The sequence below is a fragment of the Desulfacinum infernum DSM 9756 genome (genome assembly GCF_900129305.1).
GTDB lineage: Bacteria > Desulfobacterota > Syntrophobacteria > Syntrophobacterales > DSM-9756 > Desulfacinum > Desulfacinum infernum.
This window is the reverse complement of record NZ_FQVB01000011.1, coordinates 48,576-75,213: the sequence shown is the minus strand read 5'-3', so window position 1 is coordinate 75,213 and position 26,638 is coordinate 48,576. Positions and strand designations below refer to the sequence as shown.

Sequence of the window (26,638 nt, the reverse complement as noted above, 5' to 3'; positions counted from 1 at the left end):
ATGCGACATCCAAGCCCGCTGATTTTTTCGGCCGCTTGGTGTATGCTGCCAGTGGAATCGGCACGAAAAAGGAGTGTAGTTCATGACGCCAGAAAAGAGTTCGCAGGGTTCCACCGCGAGGATGATCGAAGCCTGCCTGGGCCGGCCCTTGCAGCCGGGCGAGATGGGAGTGCTGTTGGCCCGGGCCGGCGTGGGCAAAACGGCCTGCCTGACCCACATTGCCCTGGAGGCCCTTTCCCGAGGCAAGAAGGTCTTGCATGCGTGCATCGACGAGCTTCCCGACAAGGTGAAGATCTGGTACGAGGAGCTTTACCGAAACATGGCGGGAAGCGGGAGCGACCAGGCGCTTCTCCAGACGGCCAGGGAAGGCATGGTCTCCTCCCGGTTCATCATGTCTTACATGCACCACACCTTCAGCCCGTCCAAGCTCCAGGAGGGCATGCGCAATCTGGCGGAACAGGTCCAATTCAGGCCGGATCTCATCGTCTTGGACGGGTTGGACTTTGAACGGATCACCCGCAACCAACTGGAAGCCCTCCAGCAGATCGCCAAGGAATGCGGAGCGGCCGTGTGGTTTTCCTGCCGGACCCACCGGCATATCGACATCGTGAACGAGCGGGGCATCCCTTACCCGTGTCATGAGCTGGACGACCTGTTCCAGGCCATTCTGTTTCTGGAGCCGGAGCCCAAAACCATATCCATCGTGGTGCTCAAACATTACGATGCCTATCAACCGGACAAGGAACGGCTGTACCTGAACCCTCGGACCTTCCTTCTGGATGAAGCGGGAAACGGGCAAAGCGACGAGGACCGCTGACGAACAGACCCGACAGAGCCTCGGAAGTCCAGGGGAAGGGCTTCAGCAGACCAACCATGCTTCCAATCGGAGGAAGGGTCCCTGCGTCTGAAAGGATCCGGGTGGCGACGGGGGACGGCGCCCCGTCTCCTTTGCCGCCCCTCCCCGGGGAGATGTCATTGTGGAAGACGATCTCATTTCCTGTCTGACCCGGCAGGTCAAAGAAGAGGTCATTGAAAACTACCTGACCCAGCGGCGGGTCATTGAAATCCAGATGGAAGACCTGGAGGCCCAGGCCGAACAGGTGCGCTCCCTGGCTCGAGAAGTGGGAAAAAGGATCACCCGTCTGGGATACCTCATGGTCCACCCGGAAGAGGTCTCCCGCCTCGTCCAACTGCTGAAGATTCCCAGCCCCTCCTTTTGGCACGAATGCCTGGAAAAGCCTTTTTCCAGGGGAGTGCGTTTCATCAAGGTCTCCGCGTTTACCGGCAAGTCCAAGTACAGAAAGCTCGTCCTCGAATCCTATCGGAGACTCGTCAAGTGGATGGCCGACTACAAGGACGCTGTGGACGACTTTGAACTGGAATGCCGAGCCCTGAACCTCAACATCCAAGGTTTTCAGAACAATTTCGATCTGCTGACCATCTTGAATTTCCTGAAAAACCTGGATGCCTGCGCCCTTGAGCAAAAACACTTCCTCGGCGGCAACTTTTCCGCGGAGGAAATCATGTCCGTGGAAAAGAAACTCTACATTCACCCCATTGATCCCAAGGCTTTTCAACTGCCTGAACCCTTGGACCTGCCTTCCTTTTCTCTCGTCTCCGATGACCTGTCCAAACTGGCCGAGGACGTCTTTCGACGCTACCAAAACCATGTGAAAAAACTGCTTCAATAGCCTCTGTTACGCCCGGCCGAACGCCGCTACCATCGAGAGAATCCGGAAGGGGGCAACGGAAGGCATGGGGCCTGTTCCCGAACGTTTGAGAAAGGAAGACACAGACGATGGCGCTGGACATGACCGTCTGGGGATGGGGGGCCGCGGGAGTCGCCATCCTGATCGCCCTCGCTTTCTTTTTCCATCACCGCAGGGGATGGAGAGATCGGGAAGCGCGTCTTCGTGAAGAACGGGACACCTGGCGCGGGAAGGCCTTGGAGGAACAGCAGCGACGGGCAAGCCTGGAAGCGGAGGTGGAAAGGGTTCGCCAGGAGGCGGCCCGAATCCGGGAGTCCCTTCTCAACGAAACGGAAAAACGGGCCGCCCTCGCCCAGGAAGTCCGGAGAATCCCCGCCCTAGAAAGGGAACTGGAGGAGGAGCGGCGGGAAAGGAACCGGCTGAGCGAAGCCCTGGGCGAACTTCGCCGGGAGATGGCCGTCCTGGAAACCACGCTGCAAAAGGAGCGGGCCGCCTTCCAGGACCAGCTCTCTTCCTACGAGCAGGCTCGGGAGAAGATGGGCCAGGCCTTCGAGGCCCTGGCGGCCCAAGCCCTGCAAAAGAACACACAAATCTTCCTCCATCTCGCCAGGAACGCCCTCGCCCAGTTCCAGGATGCGGCCGCGGCCGACCTGGAGCAGAAGAAGCAGGGCCTGGAAACCTTGTTGTCCCCCTTGTCCCAGGCCCTGGGAAAATACGATCAGGCGGTGCAGGCCATGGAACGGGAACGCCAACAAGCCTACGCCCGCCTTTCGCAGCAGGTGGAAAGCCTCAGCGCCGCCCAAAGCCAACTCATCCAGGAAACCGGCAAACTGGTCAACGCCCTGCGTCAACCCCAGGTGCGGGGCCGCTGGGGAGAACTCACCCTCCGCCGCGTGGTGGAGCTGGCGGGCATGAACCGGCACTGCGACTTTAGCGAACAGGCCGCCGCTCAGGGGCCGACCGCCCTTCGCCCGGACATGGTGGTGCACCTGCCGGGCGACCGCCTCGTGGTGGTGGACGCCAAGGTTCCGCTGCAAGGCTACCTGGAAGCCGTGGAGGCCCCATCGGAAGAAGACCGGGCAAAGCACCTTCAGAGCCACGCCAGGCACCTGCGGGCGCACATCCAGCAGCTGGCGTCCAAGAACTACTGGAACCAGTTCGCCAAGGCCCCGGACTTCGTGGTGCTCTTCGTGCCCGGAGAGGCCTTTTTCAGCGCGGCCCTGGAACAGGATCCCGGCCTCATCGAAGCGGGGATGCAGCAACGCGTGGTCCTGGCTACCCCGACCACACTCATTGCGCTCCTGCGGGCAGTGGCCTACGGCTGGCAGCAGCAGGAAATGGCCCGCAATGCGCAAGTCATCAGCCGCCTGGGGCGGGAGCTGCACGAACGACTTGCCCGCATGGCCGGCTACCTGCAGGATATGGGGACCCATCTCGCCCGGGCCGTGGAAAGCTACAACCGGACCGTGGGCGCCCTGGAACGAAGGGTGCTGGTAAGTGCCCGGCGGTTCCAGGAACTGGGCATCCCCACGGGGGAGGAGATCCCGGTGTGCGAAGGAGTGAGCGTCACCCCCAGGAGCGTGGCCGACCTGTCCCTGCCGGAGGACCGGGCGGAGGAAGCCGACGATCTCAGCCGATGAGGATCACCGGAAGATGGGGCCAAAGATCTGCAGTCGGCTTTCCTCCTGGTTGCAGGACTCTGCCCTGGAACCGGGGATCGCCCGCCGACTCGAGAGCCCCGGGGAATTTTCATTCTTTTCGTAGCCGCGGGGCTTCATCCCCGCGGGAATCGGCCATCGCGGCCTCTTGAGAGGACGACGGGCACCCGTGGCCTATCCGACTACTGGGAAGCCCTTCCGCAGCCCCGAAGGGCTGCGCTACGAGAAAAGCGGTTATCCCCAGCCTTTTCGGCCAAGTTCACAGGAACCTGGCAGATTGAAAAGAAAGGAGGCTTCTGTGACGGAAAAGATCTATGAGCAGCTGAGTCTTCTCGGAAAGAAGGTGGAAACACCGGAACGTCCCGAAGACGCCGTTCTGGAAACCTTTCCCAACCCCCATCCCGACACGGACTACGTGGTCCGCCTCACGGCTCCCGAATTTACCACCATCTGTCCCATCACCGGGCAGCCGGACTTCGCCGTCATCGTGGTGGACTACGTGCCGGGCCCCAGGCTCGTGGAAAGCAAGGCATTCAAGCTCTTCCTGGGAAGCTTCCGGAACCACGGCACGTTCCATGAGGCCTGCACGGTCTATATCCACAAACGGCTCCAGGAAGCCATGGACCCCAAATACCTTCGGGTGGTGGGCCTTTGGTATGCCCGGGGAGGAATCACCATCGACGTGGTGGTGGAAACGGGGACTCTGCCGCCCAACTGCACCCCGCTTCCCATCGGCAGGACCTCCTACCGGGGCGGCCGGGAATAGAAAACATCAGGGGGCGCCCGCCAATTCGGTTATCTTTTTTTCGATTTGTCGCAGGTTCTCGGTCTTCACAAGAAGGGCCTCCCCCTGATCCGTCCAGAGAGGAACCGTATCGGGAACCTCCTTTTCCGGAAGCTTCTTCCAGGTAAAGGCAGCCAAAGTTTCACCTTCCTTGCCGCGGAATACGATCCCGGCGAGCTTATCATCGTCCGGCTTTTTCTGCGTAGGATCCTTCTTTTCGTATTCCAGATCCTCCCACTCCCAGAAGACCGACCGCACCCGCCAGGATTCCTTCAATTTTTCGGGCTCTCCCTCGTCCCGGGCCCGCCCCCACTCTCCTTCGCCCAGGCGGACCACACGGCCCTTGGAGTCGCCCAGGACCCACTCCACCTCCGTGATCGCATCCGGATCTCCGGCAAAGACGGAGCGATCCTCCACGTCGTGGAGGTCCCGGGGAAGTTCCTCCAGGATGTCCTTGTCCACCTCCGCCACGAAGGGCAGTTCGGAACCAAGTGCCCGGGCTTCGTTCGCCCCCGCGGTGGACTCCGCCACCTGGAGCGTTCGTCTTTCCCCGTCTTTGAGTTCCAGGGTCACGGTCACCAGGGGACGCTCCAGGGCGGAGCGGCCGCCCTCACCCTTTTCGTCCACGAAGTTCTTGGCACGAAGCCAGCGGATCTGGTCCAGGACGTTTTCCACCTTGCCCGCCTTGATCTTTCTTTCGGGATCTTCAGGGGCGAACCAGGCGTCGCCGCCCTCTTTACGCTCCAGTTCCACCTCCGCCCCTCGGCTCCAGGCCACCACCAGACGTTTCACCTGGTCGTTTTCAAACGTGAAGAGATCGCGTCGGCGCAGTTCGTTCAAGCCCTTGTTGAGCACTCCCCAGGTACCGGAAGCCACCAGGAAAAGATCCCCCTCCCGGCCCCGAGTCCCGTAACGGCTGTCCTGCGCCGGGTTCTGCGTTCCCAGGCGAAGCTCGTGCCATTGGTCCCCCGAACGGAAGCGAAGGGTGAGCTCCGGCTCCTCCAGCCCGAAAGGCTTGAGATCCTTGGGCACATCCTCGATGGAACGCTCCGTTTCGAGCTCCACCAGGGTGCTCAAAAGCGACTCCACGGCGGCTTTGTCGGCCTCCGTTTCCAGGGGTTTTCGGATCCTCCAGACTCCGTCGGACTTGACGAGCTCCACCGGCGCCTCGCCCTTCCGGGCCACCACCAACTCCCGGACGTCATCCTTGGAAACGGCGAAGACCTTCTTGGCCGCCCTTTCCGCCTCCTCCTTTTCTTTCCTTTTCACCACTTCGAAGTAATAGTAGTAGCCGGCCACGAGCGCGAGAACGATCACGTAAACAACCGTCTGCCGCCACTTCATCTCTGAGCCCTCCGAACCCGATAGACTCCGAGGCCAACGATGAGCACCAGGGCCGGGACCAGCACCAGGGGCACCCAGAAGACCAGCCGCGCCTGGCCTTGGGTGAGCATGAGGGTCTGGCCCTCCTTCTTGCGCGGTTCAATGGTGATGAGGGTCTCCTCTTCCGCCAGGAAGTGCACGGTATTCAGGAAGAAGTCCCCGTTTCCCGATAGCCCGAAGTGGGTGTTGTCCACGAAATCGGAATCCCCCGCCACCACCAGGTACCCCATGGGAGGTTCTGCTTCCGCGGCATGGGCCACATTGTCCTCGTCCTTTTCTCCATGGCCGGACGCCTTCGCCGAACCGGTTTCTCCCTGGGGTTTCTCCGTCGTATCAACCTTGGAAAACTTGCCGCTGTCCACGGCGGCCAGCACCACCAGGGGGACGGGCCCGGGCTTGTCTTGCCCCTCCTCGAAGCTGGCCTCGCCCTTGTGAAGCCGCTCCAGATCCGTTTCCGCCCACGCATTTTCCGAGGTGGAGGCCAGGGTGATCACCGTCACCCCCTCGGGTTTTTCCTCCAGGGGACGCACCGAGCGGGCTTCCGAGTAGAAGGTGGCCACGTTAAAGCCGTCGGTGATCTTGTGCCCGCCGTACTGGGTCACCACGGGCATGAGGTAACTGCCGCCGAAGACGCGACTCAGCTTGTCGATCACCATGTCGTCGCCCACATCGATGCCGAAGGACCGGGCGAACTCCTTCAGGCCTCCGTCACGTCCCGGGTCCAGGAAAAGGACCACCTTGCCGCCCCTTTTCACATAGGCCTCCAAGGATGCCACCTCTTCGGGAAAGAGCGGTTTTTTCGGACCGGCCACCACCACCACGGCCGCGTCCTCGGGGACCTGCTCCCGCTGCATCAGGTTGAGCTCGTCCACCGCGTAGTTTTCCTTTTCCAGGGCGGACTTCACCGTGGAATAGCCCACCTTGTTGATCTCGCCAAGGGACCGCTCCCCGTGCCCCGTCAGGAAGTAGATCTTCTTCTCCTCTTTTCGGGAGAGCTTGAGCAGTGCGTTGGTGATGGCTTCCTCATCGGGGCTGAGGACGGTTTCCTTCCGGCCGAAGCCTTCAAGTACCAGCGTGCCGTAATCGCGGATTTCATATTGGCGGGCGATTTCCGGCTGCCGATCGGGATCCACGAATTCATAGCGGATTTTCTTGTTGTGGTAGCGGTAGGTTTCCAAAAGATCCTTGGTCTTGAGCCATTCGGGGGAGGCCGACGCGAAAAAGGCCTTGATGGTGACCGGCTCCGGCAAAGACGCCACCACCTTCCGGGACTGTTCCGACAGGCTGAACTCCCCGGAATCCGTCAGGTCGACGCGCAAGGGATGCCGTTCGGCAATGAGGGCGACGAATACAAGTATCGCCAGGAACACCAAGATGGAAACGAACGTATTGGATCCGTAGACCAGGCTCCTTCGAGCTCTTTTCTGCTTGGGCATGACCATTCGCCTCCGTGGTTTCGCCGCCGGGGGATCTCCGTTGGACCGGGATCAGCCCCGCCAGCGGTACGATTCGATCTGTCGCAGGGTGACAAAGAGGAAGAACGCTATAAATAGCAGATAGTAGATCACATCCCTGGAATCGAGCACCCCCTTGGAGAAGGTGTCGAAATGGCGGATGATGGACAGGTACTCAATGATCCGGGAGGCCCCCGGGCCCAGCACGGAACTCATCCAGCTGATGACCCAGAAAAGGAGCAGGGCGCCAAAGGAAAGCACCGCCGCAATGATCTGGTTCCTCGAAAGCGAGGAGGTAAAGACTCCCAGCGCCATGAAGGCTGATCCCAGGAGGAAGAGGCCCAGGTAGCCGCACAGCACGGCCTTCCAGTTGAGATCCGAGAGGTACTCCAGAAGGGCCATCCCGGGCAGGGTCCCCGCCAGCAGGACGAAGAGAACAGTGAGGACGCCCAAAAACTTGGCGGCCAAGGCTCCGCCGTCGGTCACCGGCAGCGTGAAGAGAAGCTCCACCGTGCCCGTCTTCCTCTCGTCGGCGTAGGTGCGCATGGTGAGCAGGGGGGCCACCAGGAGCAGGACGATGCAGATATCCATGAACAGGGGGCGCACCACCATGTCCATGAGGTTGAGCTGGCCAGCCATGAACGGATTCTGGCCCGCCTGGAAGCTCAGCAGGTTGTAGTAGGCCACCGAACTGTAGAAGAAATATCCGTTGAGCACCAGAAAGATGAACGCCACCGCATAGAAGATGGGCGACGCGAACAAGAGATAAAGCTCCTTTCGGTACACGGACACGAATCCCCTCATCATTTCCCTTCCTCCGCCGTCTCCGAAGCCTCCACCGCACCTTCCTCAACGGGAGCCTCTTCCGTCACCAGCTGCATGAAGATATCCTCCAGGCTCAGATCCATGGCCTTGAGTTCCAGCAGCCCCAGCCCTTCCTCCACCACCTTGCGGGCGATCTCAGGGCGCAGATCCCGCGATCGATCGGTTTCCAGGATGAGCCGGGAATGGTGGTTGGATTCCAGCTGCACGGCCAGAATGCCGTCCATGGTTTCCAGGGCGCGGGCAAGCTGCCGGCCGTCTCCTTCCACGGTCAGGGCGATCTTGGCGGATTTTTGCAGCTGGGCCGTCAACGCATCCGGGGAGTCCGTGGCCACGATACGGCCCTTGTTGAGGATCAGGACCCGCTGGCAGATCTGGGCCACTTCCGGCAGGATGTGGCTGCTCAACAAGATGGTGTGGTCTTCCCGCAGATCTCGGATCAGGCGCCGGATCTCCACGATCTGCGTGGGATCCAGCCCGATGGTGGGCTCATCCAAGATGAGCACCGGCGGGTTGTTGAGAAGCGCCTGGGCGAGCCCCACCCGCTGGCGATACCCTTTGGAAAGATTGCCGATGATCCGGTTTCTGACCCGCTCCAGTCCGCACACGTCCACCACACGGTCCACTTCCCGGGGGAGCTCCCGGGCTTCCACGCCCTTGGCCTGGGCCACGAACCGCAGGAAGCGCCGGACCGTCATTTCATTGTATAAGGGAACATTTTCCGGCAGATACCCGATGCGCCGGCGCACTTCCAGGGACTTTTGGAAACAGTCCAGGCCGTCCACACGGGCCTCACCGGCGGTGGGAGGCATGTAGCAGGTGAGAATCCGGATCGTGGTGGACTTGCCCGCCCCGTTGGGCCCCAGGAATCCCACCACTTCCCCCTTGTGGATGTGGAAGTTCACGTCTTGAATGGCGGGAACGGTCCCATAGAACTTGGTCAATCCCTGCACTTCAATCATCGCCGTCACCTCATCCGATTCGGAATGGAGCGGCCGGGCGGATCACATCACGATGAGACGCCCGTCCGGCTGTTGTTTCACCGTCTTGGTTCCCACGGACGTGGAGCAGACCTGGCAGAGGTATTCGTGGAGTTCCCCGTCGGGCAGCACCAGCAACAACCGGCTGCGCACGGGCATGGCATCACGGCACTTGGGACAATAGAGGGCCGTGGCATGGAAATCTTCATACTGACCGGGTTGGTGTTCGTACCACACCGCCATTCCTCCTTTCAGCCGGGTTCCCGTCTCAAGGGGCAGCATCCTGCATAGGCGCTCGGCACGGTGTGCACCAAACACGCAAGGGATTCTCAGCGGGCGGCTTCCCCGACGGCGTCGCTCTTGTCCTGACGCCGTTTGCTCCACGGCCACCGGCGGACTTTCTTGTCCTTTTTCTCTTCTTCGATGGCCATGAACTCCTCGAGGAGCTCTCGTTGGCGTGCGGTAATCTTGGAAGGAATGCTCACATCGATTTCCACGAAAAGGTCCCCTCGGCCGTAGCCGCGCAAAGACGGAACCCCTTCCCCGGAAAACCGAAGGACAGTTCCCGGCTGTGTTCCAGGTTCGATGCGGATGGTCTTGGTGCCTTCCAGGGTCGGCAGTTCGATCTCGTCTCCCAGGATCGCCTGGATGAAGGAAATCTTCACCTTGCCGTAAAGGTCATTGCCGTCCCGTTCAAAGAATTCGTGGGGGCGGACGCGCAAGCGCACATAGAGGTCCCCGGCCACCCCCCCGCGATAGCCGCTTTCCCCCTCGCCGCGGAGGCGCAGGCGGGTTCCCGAATCCACGCCGGGCGGAACCTTGACGTGGACCTTCTTGCGGCGCCGAAGCCGCCCCTGTCCGTGGCAATCCCTGCAGGGCGTGGTGATGACCTGGCCGGAACCGTGGCAGCGGTTGCAGGTGGTGCTGATGCGGAAAAACCCCTGGGTCTGAACCACCTGGCCCCGCCCGCGGCAAAGCGGGCACAGGCTTTCGCTGGAGCCGGGTTCCGATCCGTTTCCGCCGCACCGCTGGCAGGTCTGCAACGTTTCGATCTCCAGGTCCTTCTCGGTGCCGAAAACCGCTTCTTCGAAGGAGAGCTCCAATTCGTAGAGCAGGTCGTTGCCCGGACGGGCACTGGTTCGGGTGCGCTGTCCCCCGCCGAAGTTGAAGGAAAAAAATTCCTGAAAGATGTCCCCAAAGGAGCTGAAAATGTCCTCGAAGCCCTGAAACCCGGAAAAGCCGGTCCCCTTCAGACCCTCGTGCCCATACTGGTCGTAGATCTGGCGCTTTTGCGGGTCGCGGAGGACCTCGTAGGCTTCCGCCGCCTCTTTGAAGCGCTCTTCGGCTTCCTTGTCTCCGGGATTGCGATCGGGATGGTATTTCAGGGCGAGCTTCCGGTAGGCCTTCTTGATTTCCTCGTCGGTCGCATTGCGCGATACACCAAGGATTTCGTAATAGTCGCGAGTTTGCTCCATGGGGTTAACCACCTGAATGGTTTAAAGATTTTAGGCGCCAGCGGGCAACGTGCACAACGTATCTCGTAAGCATGCCCCGGCCGTTTGTCAAGCGCGCTCGCCCGAAGGCTCCCGGGGTTCGGCTTCGCTCATGGCCCGCTGGGAAAAGAGCTCCTTGCCCAGTTCCCTTGCTCTTTCCGCCAAGGAACGCCATGTGGCCGCATCCGGAGCGGCCCCGAGGAGGGTGGACAAACGCTTGAGCAGAAAATAGTCGCCTTCCTGGACCGCCTTTTCCATGAGGCGCCGGATTTCCTCATTGGCCTGGGCCTTCTCGTAGAAATCCACGGCGTCGTGCACAAGGCCCGCCTGCTCGTAGCGTCGCGCCCACTGGAGGAGCTCATCCACGGACACGGCGGACCGGTTCAGCAGATCCCGTTTCTGCAGGCATGAGAGCAATCCGTTGTCGGCCATGCGTCTTCCATTTTTCTCGTGGCGCAGCCCTAGAGGGCTGCGGAAGAACCCCCGGATGTCGCACAGGCCACCGGGTGCGACCCGTCCTTTCCCGTGGGGCGGAATCGGCGGCTGCGAAGAGAACGGAAATTCCCCGGCCCGTCAAGCCGGAGAGCCATTCCGAACGGCCACTACTCTTCGTCCGCATCCTCTGCCACGGAATCCTCGTCCACCACCTGAACTTCGCCCTCGGACGCCGGATCGGCCTGGGCCGCTTCTTCCAGCACTTCCTGGATTTCGGCGGCGCTGGAGCCCGCCGTCCTTTTCGGAGGGGCCTCCAGGCTCAGCTCGTCCAGGCCCTCCAGCTCCAGGATATTGTCCGGGCGCACCTTTCCGGCCGCGATCTCCCGAAGAGCCACCACCACTTCCTTGTTCTTGGGCGCATCGATCAGGGGCGCCGCCCCCTTTCGAAGCTGCAGAACGCGGCGAACCGCCAGGTGCACCAAGGCGAAACGATTTTCCACCTGCCTCAGGCAGTCTTCCACCGTCACTCGAGCCATAAGCCGGCTCCTCCTTCCTCAAGGATCTCCATTTCCCGCCGCGGACGGCCTGGTCCAAGACGATTTCGGGCGGGCATGGCGCCCGCCCGATTCCGTCCGCCTCCGGGCATACGTCGCCCTCTTCCTAGCAACTCGCCTTCGGGAGTGCAACAAAAAAGAACCCGGACCGGGTCCGGGTTCTTTGGCTTCCGAAAGTGTCCGGGGTTTAGTACATGTCTTCCATGCCCGCCCCGGGATGCTCGGACTTCTTCTCCTTGGGCTTCTCGGCGATCATGGCTTCCGTGGTGAGCAGCAGACCCGCCACGCTGGCCGCATTCTGCAGGGCGAAGCGCACCACCTTGGTGGGATCGATGACGCCGGCGGCGATCAGGTCTTCGTAAACCTCGCGCTCCGCGTTGAAGCCGAAAGAGCCTTCGCCTTCGCGGACCTTTTCCACCACCACCGAACCTTCATGGCCCGCGTTGTTGGCAATCTGGCGCAGCGGCGCCTCCAGGGCACGGCGCACGATCTCCAGTCCGAACTGCTCTTCGCCCTCAAGCTTCAGGTCGTCCAGAGCCTTCTGGCAGCGCAGCAGGGCCACACCACCACCCGGCACGATCCCTTCTTCCACCGCCGCACGGGTAGCGTTCAGGGCGTCCTCCACGCGGGCCTTCTTTTCCTTCATCTCCGTTTCCGTGGCGGCACCCACGCGGATCACGGCCACGCCGCCCACGAGCTTCGCCAGCCGCTCCTGGAGCTTCTCGCGGTCGTAGTCGCTGGTGGTTTCTTCGATCTGGGTTCGGATCTGCTTGACCCGGGCTTCGATGGCTTCCTTGGTCCCCGCGCCGTCCACGATGGTGGTGTTGTCCTTATCCACCACCACGCGCTTGGCCGAACCCAGGTCATTCAGGGTCACGTTCTCCAGCTTCACGCCCAGATCCTCGGATACCACCTGGCCGCCGGTCAGGATGGCGATATCCTGGAGCATGGCCTTGCGCCGGTCACCGAAACCGGGGGCCTTGACGGCGCATACCTTCAGGGTGCCGCGCAGCTTGTTCACCACCAGGGTCGCCAGGGCTTCGCCTTCCACGTCCTCGGCGATGATCAGCAGGGGCTTGCCCATCTTGGCGATCTGCTCCAGGATGGGCAGAAGATCCTTCATATTGCTGATCTTCTTTTCATGGCACAGGACGTAGGCGTCCTCCAGGACCACCTCCATCTTTTCCGGATCGGTGACGAAGTAGGGGGAGATGTAGCCGCGGTCGAACTGCATGCCCTCGACCACGTCCAGGGTGGTCTCCATGCCCTTGGCTTCTTCCACCGTGATGACGCCTTCCTTGCCCACCTTGTTCATGGCCTCGGCGATGATCTCACCGATGGTGGCGTCGTTGTTGGCGGAGATGGTGCCGACCTGGGCGATCTCCTTCTGGTCCTTGGTGGGCTTGCTCAGTTCCTTCAGGGCCTCCACGGCCTTCTGAACCGCCTTGTCGATGCCGCGCTTCAGGGCCATGGGATTGTGGCCCGCCGCCACCAGCTTGAAGCCCTCATGGGCGATGGCCTGGGCCAGAATGGTGGCCGTGGTGGTGCCGTCGCCGGCCACGTCGCTGGTCTTGCTGGCCACTTCCTTGACCATCTGGGCGCCCATGTTGAGGAACTTGTCCTCCAGCTCGATTTCCTTGGCCACGGTCACCCCGTCCTTGGTCACCGTGGGGGACCCGAAGGTCTTTTCAATCACCACGTTGCGGCCCTTGGGCCCCAGGGTCACCTTGACGGCGTCGGCCAGGATGTCCACACCTGCCAGGATCTTGCTGCGTGCTTCGCTGTAGTATTTGATTTCCTTCGCTGCCATCTTCCGTCCTCCTCATAGATGCGCCTATTCGAGGATGGCCAGGATGTCATCCTCTCGCATAATGAGAAGTTCTTCGCCTTCCACCTTGACCTCGGTGCCCGCATACTTGGAAAAGAGCACCCGGTCACCTTCCTTGACCATCAAGGGCACCACATCGCCCTTTTCCAGGAGCTTGCCCTTACCCACGGCCAGAACCTTGCCCTGCTGGGGCTTTTCCTTGGCCGTGTCCGGGATGATGATCCCGCCCTGGGTCTTCTCTTCCTCTTCCAGTCGCTTCACAATGACTCGGTCATGCAACGGACGCAGCTTCATCTTTCCTCTCCTTTCCTTCTCCAAAGATGTCCCAAGGACTTTCGGGGGCGGCCTTTCGGCCCCGGGTCCTTTGGATGGACAGGAATCGGCCGGTGGAGGTGTCCGAAGGCGCCCACCCCAAATTAGCACTCGCTCCTGTCGAGTGCTAATAAGAGATAGCCATCGCCCCCCAAAAAGGCAAGGGGAGAAACGGCCCGACGGTCCCCATGAGAAAAAGGGAAAGGAGCCCATCCAAACAAGAGGGGCCCCTTTCTTTAGAATTCATATTCTTTCTTCTTTTTTCTCTTTCTAGCGATCTTTTTCAGTAAACCGGGCGAGCGTGAAAAGAAAGTCGGCCAGCCGATTCAGGTAGGCCTGCACCTCGGCCCGCACCTCCAGGCCCGCCTCCCGAGCCCGGGCGGCCCAACGCTCGGCCCGGCGCACGATGGTGCGCGCCAGATCCAGGGACGCGCTGACCGGGTTGGCGCCGGGAAGAATGAAATGGCGGGGAACCGCAACCTCCTCCTGCAGTTCCTCGATCCAGCGTTCCAAGCGCTCGATCTGCGCCGTTTCCACCCTCCAGCGGGAACGTTGGGGCGCCTCGCAGGCCAATTCGGCCCCCACCGTCACCAGGTCCTCCTGGATGGTGCGGATCATTTCCCGTACCTTCTCGTCGGGACAAAACGCCTTGGCCAACCCGAGAGCCGAACTCGCCTCATCGAGCGTGCCGTAGGTTTCCGGCCGGAGGCTCCCCTTGGACACCCGTTGGCCCGTCAGCAGACTGGTCTCGCCTTGATCTCCCTTCTTGGAAAACCGAAACACCTCCGCCACCCTTTTCCTCCTTTCGCGATTCAGTTCCGTCTCCACGCAAATGAATAGGGCCCCCTGTACAGCGCCGCATCGGCGAAGGCTCCATGGGCGCACCCCTTCTGCAGGGGAACGGCAACACGAATCTTCCATGCCGTCCGTGGGGGCGCGCCATAGCCCTGCGATTCCGTCTCTGCTCCGGTAGCCTGACTGAAAATGGATCTGCCGATCAGGCTGCCGTGGGATTTCAGTTCTTTTCGCAGCCCTCAAGGGCTGCGCTACGAGAAAAGCGTTCATCCCTTGCGCTTTCGGCCAAGCTCCTCGTCTCTCTTCTCCGCCTCCTCGCCGGGTCCCATGGTGGGAAAGGTCACGGCAAAGACGCTTCCCACTCCCAAGGTGCTTTGCACCTCCAGGCGGCCCTGGTGAAGGCGTACCAGCTCACGGACCACGGCAAGGCCGATGCCGGCGCCCGTGACGGCTCCGGAGCGTTCCCCTTCCACGCGGTAGAAGTGTTCGAAGATGTGGTCCAGGGACTCGCGGGGGATGCCCACCCCCGTGTCTTCGATCTCCACGCGGAAGCGCCCCTCATCGACCCAGCGCCCCCGAACGGAGACGCTGCCTTCCGGGCGGTTGTATTTGACGGCGTTGGAAAAGAGATTGTTGAAAATGCGCAGCAGCTTGTTGTAATCCCCGCGCATCATCACGGCTTCCCGGGGCATGTCCACGTGCACCTGAAGGTGGTGCGCTTCGGCCTGGACTTTCAGCAGGAAAAGGCTGGTGCGGATCACGTCCTGAAGATCCAGTTCCTCGGCCCTAAGCTCCAAACGGCCGGACTGCAGCCGCGTGTAGTCCAGAAGCTCTTCCACCAGAATCAGTTCCCGGTCGACGCCGATGAGGCAGTAGCGAAGGAATTCCTCCTGCTTGTCCGTGAGAGGGCCCCAGCGTCGCTGCAGCAGCCTTTCCAGAAAGGCGCGAACGGGAATCAGGGGGGAGCGGAGATCGTGGCTGATCCCCGCCAGGAAACGGTCCTTGAGCTGATCGAGGCCTTTGAGGTCGTTGTAGGCCTTTTCCAGTTTTTCCAGAAAGGCCACCCGCTCGCTCACGTCCCGCACCACCCGGAGGTATCCGCGGCGCTGTCCCCGGGAGCCTTCCAGGACATCCACGGTGGTCTCTCCCAGGAAGACCCCGCCGTCTTTTCTTTTCCATCGTAGGGTCAAGCGCCCCGGGGCCTTCCCCCACGCATCCCCTGTGGGCGCGGGCGCTCCGGCCGCCTCATCGTACAGGTCGCCGATCGGCCGTCCCACCACTTCCTGCTTGGCATAGCCGAAGGTTGCCTCAAAGGCCGGCTCGTTCACATCGATGATCACATCCTGAGGGTCGGTCACCACGATGGCGTCCTGACTCGAACGGAAAAGGCTCCTGTAATATTCCTCCGCCTCCTGCAAGGCCTTTTCATAGCTCTTGCGCTCCGAGATGTCCCGCAACACGGCGTAGAGCAACCGGATGCCCTCCCTGTCGGAAGGGATGGTTCCGGCCCTCGCCCAAGCCACCAAAGGCCGGGAATCCTGGTGGCACAAATGGAGTTCCCCTTCCCACCGCCCTTCCAGGATGGCGGGCCATACGGTCTTTTCGAACCGGGCCTTGTCCCGGGGGCAGACGAAATCGCTTAGGGTCTTCAGGGCCAGTTCTTCCCGCCGGGTGTAGCCGAGCAGGTCGAAGGCCGCCTTGTTGCAGTAGGTGATGCCGCCCGAAGCCGAAAAAAGCAGAATCGCATCCTGGCTGTGGTGTACAAGGGCGCGAAAACGGCGCAGCTTGGCATGCTGGGATGCCAGAAAGCGCACTCCTTCATTGAAACCGTCCGTGAGCTCTCCGATCTCGTCCGAGGACGTGACCGGAACCTGCACGTCCCAGTTGCCCTTGCTGAATTCCCGGAACGCCTGGGTCAGCCTCTTGATGGGCTGGACCATGGCCGAGGAGGCATACAAGGCGACAAGAAAAGCCAGACCGATCCCCACGGCAACCCCCATCACAACCACCTGGAAGAGCTGGGACAAGGGCACGTGGGCCGAAGAGGCGGGAAGGGCCGCAAGCAGGGGCCAGCCCAGCCGCGGCAGACGGCTCAGGGCCCACAGGAAGGGCCCGGTTTCGCGGCCCGAAGGAGATGGTTCGGGATGCGTCCGGGAATCGGTCCCTTGGAGCAACTGGCTCAACCGGGTGCGAAGGTCGGGTGAGACGGCAAGGTTCCTCACCAGAACCACGGGGTGTTCCCCCCGTGTCCCGCCCAAGGCGATGGCGAGGGATCGGCCCAGATACTCCGGGACGGGCACCCGCCCAATGAGTTCTTCCAGGTTCACGACCGCCGTCAGGTAGCGTTCTCTCGAATCGGCGCCGGTGGCGGCGATACGGGTTCCCACTTCCATGAGGGGGGGCCCCTGAGGGTCGCCCTCCGTGGTCGAGGGAAAGGTCACCAGGACCGCTTTCTTAAGCAAACCGAGGGGATCGTAGGGTGGGGGCCTGGAAGAGTGAACCTTTTCCCCGTGGGACGCCGCCAGGATGCGGCCCTGGGCGTCCCGCACCGCCATCCCCAGCACCCAGGGAAACCGTTCTTGCACATAGCTTGCGGAGCGTTGAAAAAGCTCCCGGGGGGCGCCGCCGGGATCCGCCTTTTCCCTGCGATCCTCTTGCAGCATCCACGAAGGCGCCAAGCGCCCCACGTGTTCCAGGTCCCTCAGAAGATCCTCCAAATGGTGTTCCACATAATGGGCGTGGACCTGCGCCGCCAGGGACAGCTCTTCCCCTGTTTTGCGACGCAGGATCTCGCTTCCCTTCAGATAGACGAGGACGCCCACCCCGGTCATGGTGAGAATACTCACGGCAAGAATGGCCAAAAAGATCCTGGCTCCTATGGGCAGGCGTCGCATCACGGCGGACTCTTTCATTGAGCGGTTGCGGATGGTAGAGTGTGCCGCAAAGAAGATTGCTCTTGGAAAATTCGTTGTAGCTTATAGCAAAGGGGAACGGGCAGACAATGAAAATAGCCATCATGGGTACGGGCTACGTGGGGTTGGTGAGCGGCACCTGCTTTGCCGAATTCGGCCACCAGGTGACGTGTATCGACGTGGACACGGAAAAGATCCGGGCACTCCAGTCGGGTTCGGTTCCCATCTACGAGCCGGGCCTCCAGCCCATGATCGCCAAGAACGCCGAGGCGGGACGCCTGGCCTTCAGCACCGCCCTGGAGCCGGCGGTGGGTGAGGCGGACGTCATCTTCATCGCCGTGGGCACCCCGGCTTCCCGGCGCGGAGACGGTTATGCCGACCTGACCTACGTTTTCGAGGCGGCCAGGCAGATCGCACCGCTGCTGCGCGGCTACACGGTGGTGGTCAACAAGAGCACGGTCCCCGTGGGCACGGCCCGTCAGGTGGCGCGGGTCATCGCGGAAGCCAATCCGGAAGCCGATTTCGATGTGGCCAGTAACCCGGAATTTCTGCGGGAGGGGGCGGCCATCGGGGATTTCATGCGCCCCGACCGCGTGGTTATCGGAACGGACAATGCCCGGGCGGAAGAAATGCTCAAAGCCATCTACCGGCCCCTCTATCTGATCGAAACCCCTTTTGTCCTCACAACCATCGAGACGGCCGAGCTGATCAAGTACGCCGCCAACGCCTTTCTGGCCACCAAGATCAGCTTCATCAACGAAATGGCGAACCTGTGCGAAGAAGTGGGCGCCGATGTACACGCCGTGGCCAAGGGCATGGGGCTGGACGGCCGCATCGGCCCCAAGTTCCTCCACCCCGGGCCCGGATACGGGGGCTCATGTTTTCCAAAGGACACGCGGGCCCTGCTGCGCATCGCCCAGGAACACGGGGTGGCGTGCCGCATCGTGGAGGCGGTCACCGAAGTGAACGCCGCCCAGAAGGCCCGGATGGTCCGAAAGATCCGAAACGCCCTGGGCGGCAGCGAAGCGGGCAAGGTCATCGCCGTGCTGGGACTGGCCTTCAAACCGGAAACGGACGACATGCGGGAAGCTCCGTCTCTCACCATCCTGCCGGCCCTCATGGAGCACGGAGCCACAATCCGGGCCCACGATCCCCAGGCCATGAAGGAGGCCGCCAGGCACCTGCCGGAAATCACCTACTGTTCATCGCCCTATGAGGCATGCCGCGGCGCCGACGCGGTGGTGCTCATGACCGAATGGAACGAATACCGAGCCCTGGACCTGGTCCGCATCAAGGAGCTTCTCCGAACGCCGGTCTTCATCGACTTGCGAAACGTCTATGAGCCGAAACACATGGCGGAGCTGGGCTTTTACTACGAAGGCGTGGGCCGCCCGATCCGGCCGGCGGGGAGAACGTGCTGAGTCTTCCCTGCCATATGCCAAAGAATCGGCTGAAACCGCTTCGCGGGGAGCACCCATGGAGAAAGCTCATGGGGTCCCCTCTTTCACGGGTGCGGCCGCGGCAGGATGAACGCTCACCGGCAGATAGATGGATACGGTGGTCCCCAGACCGGGTGTGGAGTCAACGGTAACGGCCCCCTCATGACGCCGGACGATGGAGTGGACGATGGTCAAGCCCAGACCCTGGCCCTTATCGGTTCCGCGGGGCTTGGTGGAAAAGTAGGGATCGAAGATCTTGTCCAGCACCTGGAGGGACATTCCCTGTCCGTTGTCCCGGACCTGGATGCGGACGACCTGTCGGCATTGGAGCCCCATTCTTTCCAGCTCCGCAAATTCATCGGCCCCAAGGGATACCCTGCTCGCCTCCACCTGCACTGTTCCGCCCCGGGCCATGGCTTCCCTGGCGTTTTTCAGCACATTGTAGAGAGCGTGGCGCAGCTGGTCCGGATCCGCCTCCACCGAATCGAGCCCCTCCCCGATCCTGGATTCACAACGCACATTCGATCCGGCCAAGGCCAGGGAGGCCGCATCCTCAATCAGGCTCTTCAGGGATGTCTCCAGCTTCCGGGGTGTGCCCCCCTCGGAGAAGGTGATGAGTTTTTGCGTCAAATCCTTCGCCCGGAGAGACGCCTTTTCCGCCGCCAGGAGCCTTTCCGCTTCGGGGCTCGCGGGCGGAATCCACAGCCTGGCCATGTTGATGTTACCGAGGATCGCCGTAAGCAGATTGTTGAAATCGTGGGCGATGCCCGCCGCCAGATAGCCGATGGCCTCCAGCCTTTTGGCCTTGTGGAGCTCTTCTTCCATTCGGCGGATCGGAGTCAGATCGATGTCGAATGCGAAGAACTCCGGCCGCTCGTCTTGGCGCCGTAGAACCACCGTGCTGGAAAAGACGTCCACGGGGCTGCCGTCCTTTCGCAAGTAGGTCTTCTCCCTGGGCTCCGAAACCCGATGGGTGTTCGGCAAGGCCCGGATCCCACCGCGGTCGGCCGGGTTCAAGACCTGCCACACGTTCTTTCCGATCACCTCTTCGGCTCGATATCCATAGATTTCTTCGCAGGAACGGTTCCAGTAGTGGATCGTTCCATCCGGCCCGAAGCCCCGGACCGCCACCAATGGGATGGTCTCGAGAAGGTAGCTGAACCTTTCTTCGCTTTCCCTGAGCGCCTGCTCGCTCCTGGTTCTTTCCTTCACTTCCTTCTGGAGTGCTTCGTTGGTGCGCAACAGGTCCGCAGTCCGCTCCTCCACCAGCTCCTGGAGCCTTTCCTGGTGAGCCTCCAACCGCTCGTAATTTTCCATCAGGCTGTGCTGCATCCGTTCGAAGGCGTCCTTGAGGTCGCTCACCTCGCGGGTGGTGGTCTGCACCTGGGACAGGTCCAGGGCGCGCACGCCGGAAGCCATCTTCTCAGGCCCGCCCGCAAAAACGTCTCTCAACTTTTCGGTCATCAGCTGCAGCGGACGCACTTCGCGGCGCACCACCAGGAAGATGGCCCCCAGAACAGCCACTAACAGACAGCCCTCCAAAGCCAGGAACGTCCGGCGGTTTTGGCGAACCGATTCCAACACGGGGCGCCTCGAAAACCCCATGCGCAAATGTCCCAACACGGTGTCTCCGTGAATCACGTCGGCGCGCACGTCCAGGATCCGTTCGCCGGCGTGTCCCCGGAGGCGCCCCCCGTGGACGACGGAGCGTTCCAGCCGCGTTTCCTGGACCAACAGCCTCTGGCGCAGCCGGGAAGCCAGAAGCTGGAATGTCCGGTCGAGCAGGACCTTGTCGGGATCAACCGACGTCTTCATGTAAAAAGGTTCGCCGCTTTCCATCTCCTCGGGAAGGGTGGAAAGGAGTACGCGTCCCAACGGATCGGTCACACGGCAATAAACCAGATCTTCCCTGTTGGCGAAATCATTGGAAAGGGTGATGAGTACGTTGGCCCAGCTCTGGCTGTACACAAACGGGGAGATGCGCCGCACCGTATTCTCGGCCATCATCGCCATGTCCTGGAGAGCCGAGACGGTGAGAATTCGGGTTCTCCACCACGAGATCCACAGAGCGCCGGCCAGGCTCACACCGACGATGATCGCCGCCACGGATACCGCCAGTTTGCTCTGAAGTTTCCATTTTCTCATGGCCTTGAACCGCTTCCTACCCCCATGTCGGGTCACCCGTCAAAGCCCGCCCTTTCAGCTCAGGGGTGCAACCGCACCGCCTTGAGGAAGAAAAAGGCGGGAGCTTCCCCCACCCATTGGAGCAATTCCCGATATTCGCCCGTGGGCAGCAAGACCCAAACCGGTCCCCCGAACGCCACCGGGACTGGTCGACCATCCCAGATATTCACGAGTAAAATCGGGATTCTCTCCGCCACCTCCCAGGGCAGGTGCAGTGATTTTCCCACCAACGGAACGAATTCCACGAAGTGAACGCCGGAAGGATTCCCACCCAGCACATCCCGCAGCAGAAGTCCCCGCACTTCACTCAACACAGGCAGCGGGTCCCATCCCGCCCGATAGCCCTTGGGCACGGTGGTGGGAATGCGCTTCAAGAAAAGTTCTTTCTGGGAGGATGGAAATGTGAAGGTGGCGGCGCGCCCCGACGTGTCCACGACCTGAACGGAACTCCCGCAATCTTCTCCGATCCAAAAAGCCTTCACGTACCAGATGTACGCCGCTGGATCCGCCTCGCTTTCCTTGGGAAAAACGATCTTCAAAGGACCGCCCTTGAGCGGCGAGATGGGGTTTCCATCCCTTTCGAAGGCGAGAAAGGCCTTCATCTTGGAGAACATGAGGCGGGGCATGGCCAGAACGTAGTGGTCTTCCGCCAGGACCGTGATCTGGGTGTCGGCGGCGACGCCCAGTTCGTCCAGCAGCGAACCGAGATACACCCCTCGGTAGGTGCCCGGGCCCTGCGCCGGAAAGTTGGGGTCCTCCGTCTCCAAAGTCGCCCACAGGTCCCGATAGGATTCCAGGGACACGGTCCGAGGTTCTCCTCCGCACCCTTCCGGCAAATTCCCGTAAAACTCGATCTCCGGGAGCGTGGCGGCCGAGGCCGAAGGCCCCGCCCAGACGGTCCAAAAGGCCCACACCAGCAACAGCGCCTTCTTCAACGCCCTTCCCGTCACCTTCCATCTCCCGCGCCCATCGTTACCGGATCTTCAGGGTTGCCAGGGCCATGAGGGCCAGCAGGCCCGAAATGATCCACAAACGGATCACCACCTTGGTTTCGGCGATCCCCTTGTGCTGCAGATTGTGGTGGAGCGGGGCCCGATAGAAGATTCTCCTTCCCAGCCAGCGCACACCGATCTTGTCCTGGATCTGGCTGGTGAGGGCTTCGGCCACGAAGAGTCCCCCCAGAATGGGAAAGAGAAACTCCTGCTTCAGGAGGACCGAAATGACCGCCATGGTGCCTCCGATGGCCAGAGAACCCGTATCTCCCATGAAGATCTGAGCCGGGTAGGCATTGTACCAGAGGAAGCCCAGCCCGGCCCCCACACAGGCTGCCGCGAAAACGGTCAGTTCCCCCGCCCCCCTCAGGTAGGGATAGAAAAGGTACGAGGAATAAATGGTGTTGCCCTCCACGTAGGCAAAGACCCCCAAGACCCCAACGACAAAAAGGGACGGCGTGATGGCCAGGCCGTCCAGGCCGTCGGTGAGGTTCACGGCATTGGAAACGAAAATGACAAAAAGGAAGATGAAAATACCGTAGAGCACCGGATGCAAGCTGAAGAGGGGGTATTTGATGAAGGGCACATAGATGCGGGTGGCCATTTCGGGACCCACCGGGGAAAGAGGCCCGACCATGGCCCAGGCAAATCCCGCGCTGAAAAGGCTCTGCAGCAGCAGTTTCATGCGCTCGGACATGCCCCGGTTTCCACTGCCTCTGCGTATCTTGGCGTAGTCGTCCCAGAACCCCATGGCCCCGTGCCACAGCATGGCGATCAGCGGGTAGAGGAGAAAGGGGCTTGTCCAGTTGCCCCACAGCCCCAAGGAAAAGACCACGGCCCCGATGATCAGGATCCCACCCATGGTCGGGGTGCCGCTCTTGTCGTGGGTGGCCAGGCCCGTGTCCCTTTCCTGGTCCTGAAAGCCGAGTCGATGCATGTGAAAGATGAAGGACCGGCTGAAAACGAACATGAAGACCGCGGCACTCAGCGCCGCCATGATGGCCCGGAAAGTCAGATAGTTGACCAGCCGGAGAAAGGAAAAGAGATCCGAGTATTCCTGCAGGATTCTGCCCAGTTCAAAAATCATGCGTCTTTCCTCGAAACCTCCAGGTCCGATCGGCCCTGCCGAGCTTCCTCCCGGCCCATGTTTCCCCGGCGGCACAAGTTCACGATGGCGTTGTAGTTTTCCCGTATGGTGAAGGTGGGTCGGAAGTCAGGCGCCGTGAGGAGGAAGCGATTCACGTCCCGGAGGACTTCCTCGCAAGGACGGAGCACCCTCCGATCCAACAGGCGCTTGATCCCCATGAGTGCGGCGTTGCGCACCTGCCAATGAAAGGCATGTTTCAATCCCACCAGGGCATCGAGGGCACGGCCATCCACCCCCACCTCGCCCAGGGCCTTGGCGGCCTCCACCACCACCTCGAAGGACGGATCCCGAAGCCGCCGGAGCAGGGCCTCCACCCATGCGTCCTTGCCCGCCAGGTGCTGGGCGAAATTCGGCACCACCCGGCAGACCTCGGCGCGCACTTCATAATAGGGGTCGTCCAGGGCTTCCAGGAGCGCTGCTTCCACCGAAGAATCGAAGCGGCCGATGACGGAAAGCGCCGTTACGATGTTGCGCCGGATGAAGCCCACCTGCTCGAAATCACCTCCCAGCAGCCTCTTCAAGCGGCCGACCGGCGTACGGTCCCGCAGCATGTGGAGCAGAGCGGGAACCTTGGCCTCGTAGCGGGTCAGCCCCACCAGTTTGACGCCCACATTGCGCACCTGCCACGAGGGGCTTGCGAGGAGGGCCGCCGCCCGGTGTCGGTAGTAGGTGAGATCGTCCAAGTCGCCCACCACTTCCGTCGGGTCATAATCTTTGGGGTTGGACGCATGGGCCGCCTGCAATCGGCGCAGCAGTTGGGCATTGGAAAGGAAGGGGGGACCGCTTTCCACCGTCTGAAGGGCGTAGCCGTTGTCGTAGAGCCTGTCCTGATAAAGTTCGCTCAGGATGCGGGCCGTGGCCTTCCGGCGGAGAAACCCCCGGCTTCGCAAGGCCATCTGGCTGAGCCGCTCCTCATCGTCGAGAAGCGACAGGATGCGGGATGCCAGCTCTCGGCTGTCGACCCGGATCTCCACCCTTCCATCCGCCAAAAGCACGTCTTCGAAGAGCACTTCCGCGGCGCCCGCCTGTTTCATGGCCCGAGCGTTCATCACCTGGTGATCTCCCGGCAGGTTGGCCTTGGGGATCAACAAAGCGGGTTTACCCAGTCGGGCCAGTTCGTTGAGACTTCCGGCGCCGCTGCGGCAGACCACCAGATCGCTCACCGCATACACATCGGCGATATTGTGAAAATAGTCCTGGCGGTAGTAAAAGTCGGAAAAGGAATCCAGGGTTTGGTCCGGATAGAGTTCACGCAGAAGCCTTTCGGTGTCCTCCGCGGCATGGTAGTCCTCGGACCGGGCCAGACCCATGCCGTGGATGATGAAAAGGCGATCCCTGTGTTCGGCCAGGTGCCCCAGGGCCTCCACCAGGGCGCGATTGATGGTGCGGGCCCCCTGGGAGCCTCCGAACACGAAGACAACCCGCCTCTGAGGAGGCAGCCGAAAACCGAGCCTTTGGAGCGCCTCCTCCCTGGGTACGGCGCCGATGGCGTGGCGCACCGGGTAGCCCACCACCACGCCATTTTTCGGAAAGTAGGAAAGGGTCTGCGGAAAGGTGAGCAGCACCCGATCCGCCCATCTTCCCAACAGGGCGTTCATCTGCCCCGGAACGCTGTTTTGCTCGTGCATGTAGATGCGCACCGGCGCCACGCGAAGGAAGCGCAGGAAGATGGCCGCCGAAACGATAGGGGCGCTCACATAGCCTCCGGTGGCGATGACCCAGTGGGGCCGGAACCGCACGAGAATCACCGCGGCTTGAAGGATGCCCCAGCCCACGGTGGCAACGAAGCGCACCAAGGCCGGAGACGGGCGCATTCCCGGAAAGCCCCGTGAAGAGACGAAGGCCAAGGGATAGCCCGCCCGCTTGACGATCACGGCTTCCGCCTTGCCGGCAACCCCCACGTAGAGAAAGCGGGCATCGGGCTCCCGCTCCTTGATGGCCTCGGCGATGGCCAGTGCCGGGTTCACATGACCGCCCGTGCCGCCGCCGGTCAGCAACACACGCCTGGGAGCGGTGAGCGCCCGGCGCCAGCGCCGGGCGCTCAGCACACCGGCCGCCAGAAGGACTGCCAAAACACCTAGGAGAGAAATCAATAGTATATCCACGTCCTAATCACCGGACTCCATGGCGTCCACGCCGAGAACCCGGGCCACGTCTTCCATTTCCACGGCTCCCCGGCGCAGGCACCGCCATCTCAGGGGCCCGCCCCGCAAGAGCTCCACCACCGTGGACGGAACCTCCTTTTCCAGGCACCCCCCATCCACCAGGCCGTCCACCCGGCGGAGCAGTTCCCGTGACAGGTTCTCCGGATCCCGTGTCGGGGGCTCCCCCGACAGGTTGGCACTGGTGGCGATGATCCAGCCTCCGCAGGCTTCCGCCAGTTGTCTGGGAACCGGATGGGGGCTGATGCGAACAGCGACCGTCCCCTCATCCGAAAGAAGTTCTTGGGGGAAGAGGGGAGCCGCGGGGAGGACCAGGGTCAGGGGCCCGGGCCAGAATTTTGCCGCCAGTGCCCGGGCGGCCTGCGGCCACCAGGCAACTCCTCTCAGCACGGCTTCCCTGTGGGCAGCCACCAGCGGCAGGGGCTTTCCTTCCGGGCGCTCCTTGATGGAAAAGATCTTCCGGATGACGTTCTTATCCAGCGGATTGCCGCCCAACCCATACACCGTTTCGGTGGGAAAGACCAGCACCCCTCCGCGTCTTATGACCCGTAAGGCCTCTTCGGGCACGCGCCCCTGTTCGATTCGCCACCTGCGCACGGGTCCCTCCAAGCTCAGAAAGCCACCCCGATCGCGGGCAAGTGCATCTGAAATCGGATTGGTGTCCACCTTCGGCACAAGATTGGTCCTCCATTGGTGGCCGCGGGGCGGCACATAAGGGCACAATCAAATGTCCAGGAGCCTTTTGCGAGAACATGCCGGCATGCCATTCATGTGCGCCGCTTGTAGGGGCGAAGGATCATTCGCTCCCACAGGGCCCTGGGAGCTTGTCTGAGAACGCCGCGGGCGACCTCTTTTCTCGTAGCGCAGCCCTTCAGGGCTGCGGAGGAACCCCCGGCCGCCCAATAGGCCATCGTCTATTTCCTGTCGCTTTATGGAGTTACGATGACCCTTTCCGCGGGGCTGAAGCCCCGCGGCTACGAGGAGGACCAAAATTCCTCGGCCTTGTAAGTCGGAGAGCCGTTGTCAGGGCCTCCCAGGATGGAACGTTTTGAGGCACGTCCCTAAAGCTCAAGCACGCGCACGGCGGGGTCGATCTTTTCGTTCTTTTTGAGGACACCCGCCGCCATGTCCGCCTTGTATGCCTTGAGCCGGGCCGCCAGGTTTTCGTCGGCCACGGCCAGGATCTGCACGGCGAAGAGCGCCGCATTGCGGGCCCCGCCCTTGCCGATGGCCATGGTGGCCACCGGTATCCCCGGCGGCATCTGGACGGTGGACAAGAGGGCGTCCATGCCGTTCAGCGGCGAAGAATCGATGGGCACGCCGATCACCGGGAGCGTGGTCTTGGATGCCAGAACGCCGGCCAGGTGCGCAGCCCAGCCCGCACCGGCGATGAGCACCTTGATCCCCCGTTCGGCTGCTTCGGCCGCATACCGGGCCGCCTGTTCCGGGGTGCGGTGGGCGGACAGGATCGCCATCTCAAAAGGCACGCCGAATTCCCGAAGCACCTCCGCTGCGGCTTCCATCACGGAAAGATCCGAATCGCTTCCCATCAGGATGCCCACCAAAGCCTTCTTCCTCTCCATGGAATCTTCCTC

General features: G+C 61.8%; 22 protein-coding genes and 1 pseudogene. 5 read left to right on the top strand and 18 right to left on the bottom strand.

Annotated elements, in window-relative coordinates; all coding sequences use genetic code 11:
* The first annotated feature begins 82 nt into the window (after nucleotides 1-82).
* The 4 genes from BUB04_RS06830 to queF all read left to right on the top strand — a co-directional run bounded on the left by BUB04_RS06830 (nucleotide 83) and on the right by queF (nucleotide 4,133).
* Nucleotides 83-817, top strand: a complete 735-nt coding sequence (locus tag BUB04_RS06830) for a P-loop NTPase family protein (protein ID WP_073038227.1) — start codon at nucleotides 83-85, stop codon at nucleotides 815-817.
* 160 nt (nucleotides 818-977) lie between these two features.
* A complete protein-coding gene (locus BUB04_RS06825) occupies nucleotides 978-1,691 on the top strand; it encodes a hypothetical protein (protein WP_073038226.1) in 714 nt (237 codons plus the stop codon).
* 107 nt (nucleotides 1,692-1,798) lie between these two features.
* Nucleotides 1,799-3,349: a DNA recombination protein RmuC gene (locus BUB04_RS06820; RefSeq protein ID WP_084076272.1), complete on the top strand. Its 1,551-nt coding sequence runs from the start codon at nucleotides 1,799-1,801 to the stop codon at nucleotides 3,347-3,349.
* Nucleotides 3,350-3,644: 295 nt separating this feature from the next.
* Complete coding sequence (gene queF / locus BUB04_RS06815; protein ID WP_353743176.1) at nucleotides 3,645-4,133, top strand: preQ(1) synthase; 489 nt, start codon at nucleotides 3,645-3,647, stop codon at nucleotides 4,131-4,133.
* A gap of 6 nt (nucleotides 4,134-4,139) precedes the next feature.
* Here the strand turns inward: queF and BUB04_RS06810 are convergent, their stop codons facing one another.
* The 12 genes and pseudogenes from BUB04_RS06810 to BUB04_RS06755 all read right to left on the bottom strand — a co-directional run bounded on the left by BUB04_RS06810 (nucleotide 4,140) and on the right by BUB04_RS06755 (nucleotide 17,101).
* Complete coding sequence (locus BUB04_RS06810) at nucleotides 4,140-5,495, bottom strand: DUF4340 domain-containing protein (RefSeq protein ID WP_073038221.1); 1,356 nt, start codon at nucleotides 5,493-5,495, stop codon at nucleotides 4,140-4,142.
* The gene (locus BUB04_RS06805) at nucleotides 5,492-6,970 is read right to left on the bottom strand and encodes a GldG family protein (RefSeq protein WP_178371928.1); all 1,479 of its coding nucleotides are present in this window, start codon (nucleotides 6,968-6,970) and stop codon (nucleotides 5,492-5,494) included. Before BUB04_RS06805 ends, BUB04_RS06810 begins: the two co-directional genes overlap by 4 nt.
* A gap of 51 nt (nucleotides 6,971-7,021) precedes the next feature.
* A complete protein-coding gene (locus tag BUB04_RS06800; protein ID WP_245795144.1) occupies nucleotides 7,022-7,795 on the bottom strand; it encodes an ABC transporter permease in 774 nt (257 codons plus the stop codon).
* On the bottom strand, nucleotides 7,792-8,772 hold the full coding sequence (locus BUB04_RS06795) for an ABC transporter ATP-binding protein (RefSeq protein ID WP_073038215.1): 981 nt from the start codon (nucleotides 8,770-8,772) through the stop codon (nucleotides 7,792-7,794). The genes BUB04_RS06800 and BUB04_RS06795 overlap by 4 nt, the downstream gene beginning before the upstream one ends.
* A 42-nt stretch (nucleotides 8,773-8,814) precedes the next feature.
* Nucleotides 8,815-9,027 (bottom strand): hypothetical protein, encoded by a 213-nt coding sequence (locus BUB04_RS06790; protein WP_245795143.1) that lies wholly within the window; start codon nucleotides 9,025-9,027, stop codon nucleotides 8,815-8,817.
* A 92-nt stretch (nucleotides 9,028-9,119) separates the two neighbouring features.
* A complete protein-coding gene (gene dnaJ / locus BUB04_RS06785) occupies nucleotides 9,120-10,265 on the bottom strand; it encodes a molecular chaperone DnaJ (protein ID WP_073038211.1) in 1,146 nt (381 codons plus the stop codon).
* 87 nt (nucleotides 10,266-10,352) lie between these two features.
* Nucleotides 10,353-10,715: a hypothetical protein gene (locus BUB04_RS06780; protein ID WP_073038209.1), complete on the bottom strand. Its 363-nt coding sequence runs from the start codon at nucleotides 10,713-10,715 to the stop codon at nucleotides 10,353-10,355.
* A 350-nt stretch (nucleotides 10,716-11,065) separates the two neighbouring features.
* Nucleotides 11,066-11,254 (bottom strand): annotated as a pseudogene (gene rpoZ / locus BUB04_RS20260) (DNA-directed RNA polymerase subunit omega); the annotation flags it as partial.
* A gap of 205 nt (nucleotides 11,255-11,459) precedes the next feature.
* Nucleotides 11,460-13,082: a chaperonin GroEL gene (gene groL, locus BUB04_RS06770; RefSeq protein WP_073038205.1), complete on the bottom strand. Its 1,623-nt coding sequence runs from the start codon at nucleotides 13,080-13,082 to the stop codon at nucleotides 11,460-11,462.
* A gap of 24 nt (nucleotides 13,083-13,106) precedes the next feature.
* Complete coding sequence (gene groES, locus BUB04_RS06765) at nucleotides 13,107-13,394, bottom strand: co-chaperone GroES (RefSeq protein WP_073038203.1); 288 nt, start codon at nucleotides 13,392-13,394, stop codon at nucleotides 13,107-13,109.
* A 288-nt stretch (nucleotides 13,395-13,682) separates the two neighbouring features.
* Nucleotides 13,683-14,204 (bottom strand): cob(I)yrinic acid a,c-diamide adenosyltransferase, encoded by a 522-nt coding sequence (locus BUB04_RS19275; RefSeq protein ID WP_073038201.1) that lies wholly within the window; start codon nucleotides 14,202-14,204, stop codon nucleotides 13,683-13,685.
* 269 nt (nucleotides 14,205-14,473) lie between these two features.
* On the bottom strand, nucleotides 14,474-17,101 hold the full coding sequence (locus BUB04_RS06755; RefSeq protein ID WP_073038199.1) for a PAS domain S-box protein: 2,628 nt from the start codon (nucleotides 17,099-17,101) through the stop codon (nucleotides 14,474-14,476).
* Nucleotides 17,102-17,208: 107 nt separating this feature from the next.
* Here BUB04_RS06755 and BUB04_RS06750 point away from each other — a divergent pair, with 107 nt between their 5' ends.
* Entirely contained in the window at nucleotides 17,209-18,540 is a 1,332-nt protein-coding gene (locus tag BUB04_RS06750; protein WP_073038197.1) for a UDP-glucose dehydrogenase family protein, read from the top strand.
* Nucleotides 18,541-18,606: 66 nt separating this feature from the next.
* Here the strand turns inward: BUB04_RS06750 and BUB04_RS06745 are convergent, their stop codons facing one another.
* The 6 genes from BUB04_RS06745 to purE form a co-directional block, all read right to left on the bottom strand.
* The gene (locus BUB04_RS06745; protein ID WP_073038195.1) at nucleotides 18,607-20,703 is read right to left on the bottom strand and encodes an ATP-binding protein; all 2,097 of its coding nucleotides are present in this window, start codon (nucleotides 20,701-20,703) and stop codon (nucleotides 18,607-18,609) included.
* A 59-nt stretch (nucleotides 20,704-20,762) separates the two neighbouring features.
* Nucleotides 20,763-21,692 (bottom strand): molybdopterin-dependent oxidoreductase, encoded by a 930-nt coding sequence (locus BUB04_RS06740; RefSeq protein ID WP_073038193.1) that lies wholly within the window; start codon nucleotides 21,690-21,692, stop codon nucleotides 20,763-20,765.
* Between the two features lie 22 nt (nucleotides 21,693-21,714).
* Entirely contained in the window at nucleotides 21,715-22,821 is a 1,107-nt protein-coding gene (gene mraY, locus BUB04_RS06735) for a phospho-N-acetylmuramoyl-pentapeptide-transferase (protein WP_073038191.1), read from the bottom strand.
* Nucleotides 22,818-24,986 (bottom strand): glycosyltransferase, encoded by a 2,169-nt coding sequence (locus BUB04_RS06730; protein WP_084076270.1) that lies wholly within the window; start codon nucleotides 24,984-24,986, stop codon nucleotides 22,818-22,820. The genes mraY and BUB04_RS06730 overlap by 4 nt, the downstream gene beginning before the upstream one ends.
* 3 nt (nucleotides 24,987-24,989) lie before the next feature.
* Nucleotides 24,990-25,640 (bottom strand): L-threonylcarbamoyladenylate synthase, encoded by a 651-nt coding sequence (locus BUB04_RS06725; protein WP_178371926.1) that lies wholly within the window; start codon nucleotides 25,638-25,640, stop codon nucleotides 24,990-24,992.
* Between the two features lie 464 nt (nucleotides 25,641-26,104).
* The gene (gene purE, locus BUB04_RS06720) at nucleotides 26,105-26,626 is read right to left on the bottom strand and encodes a 5-(carboxyamino)imidazole ribonucleotide mutase (protein WP_073038292.1); all 522 of its coding nucleotides are present in this window, start codon (nucleotides 26,624-26,626) and stop codon (nucleotides 26,105-26,107) included.
* Nucleotides 26,627-26,638 lie beyond the last annotated feature (12 nt).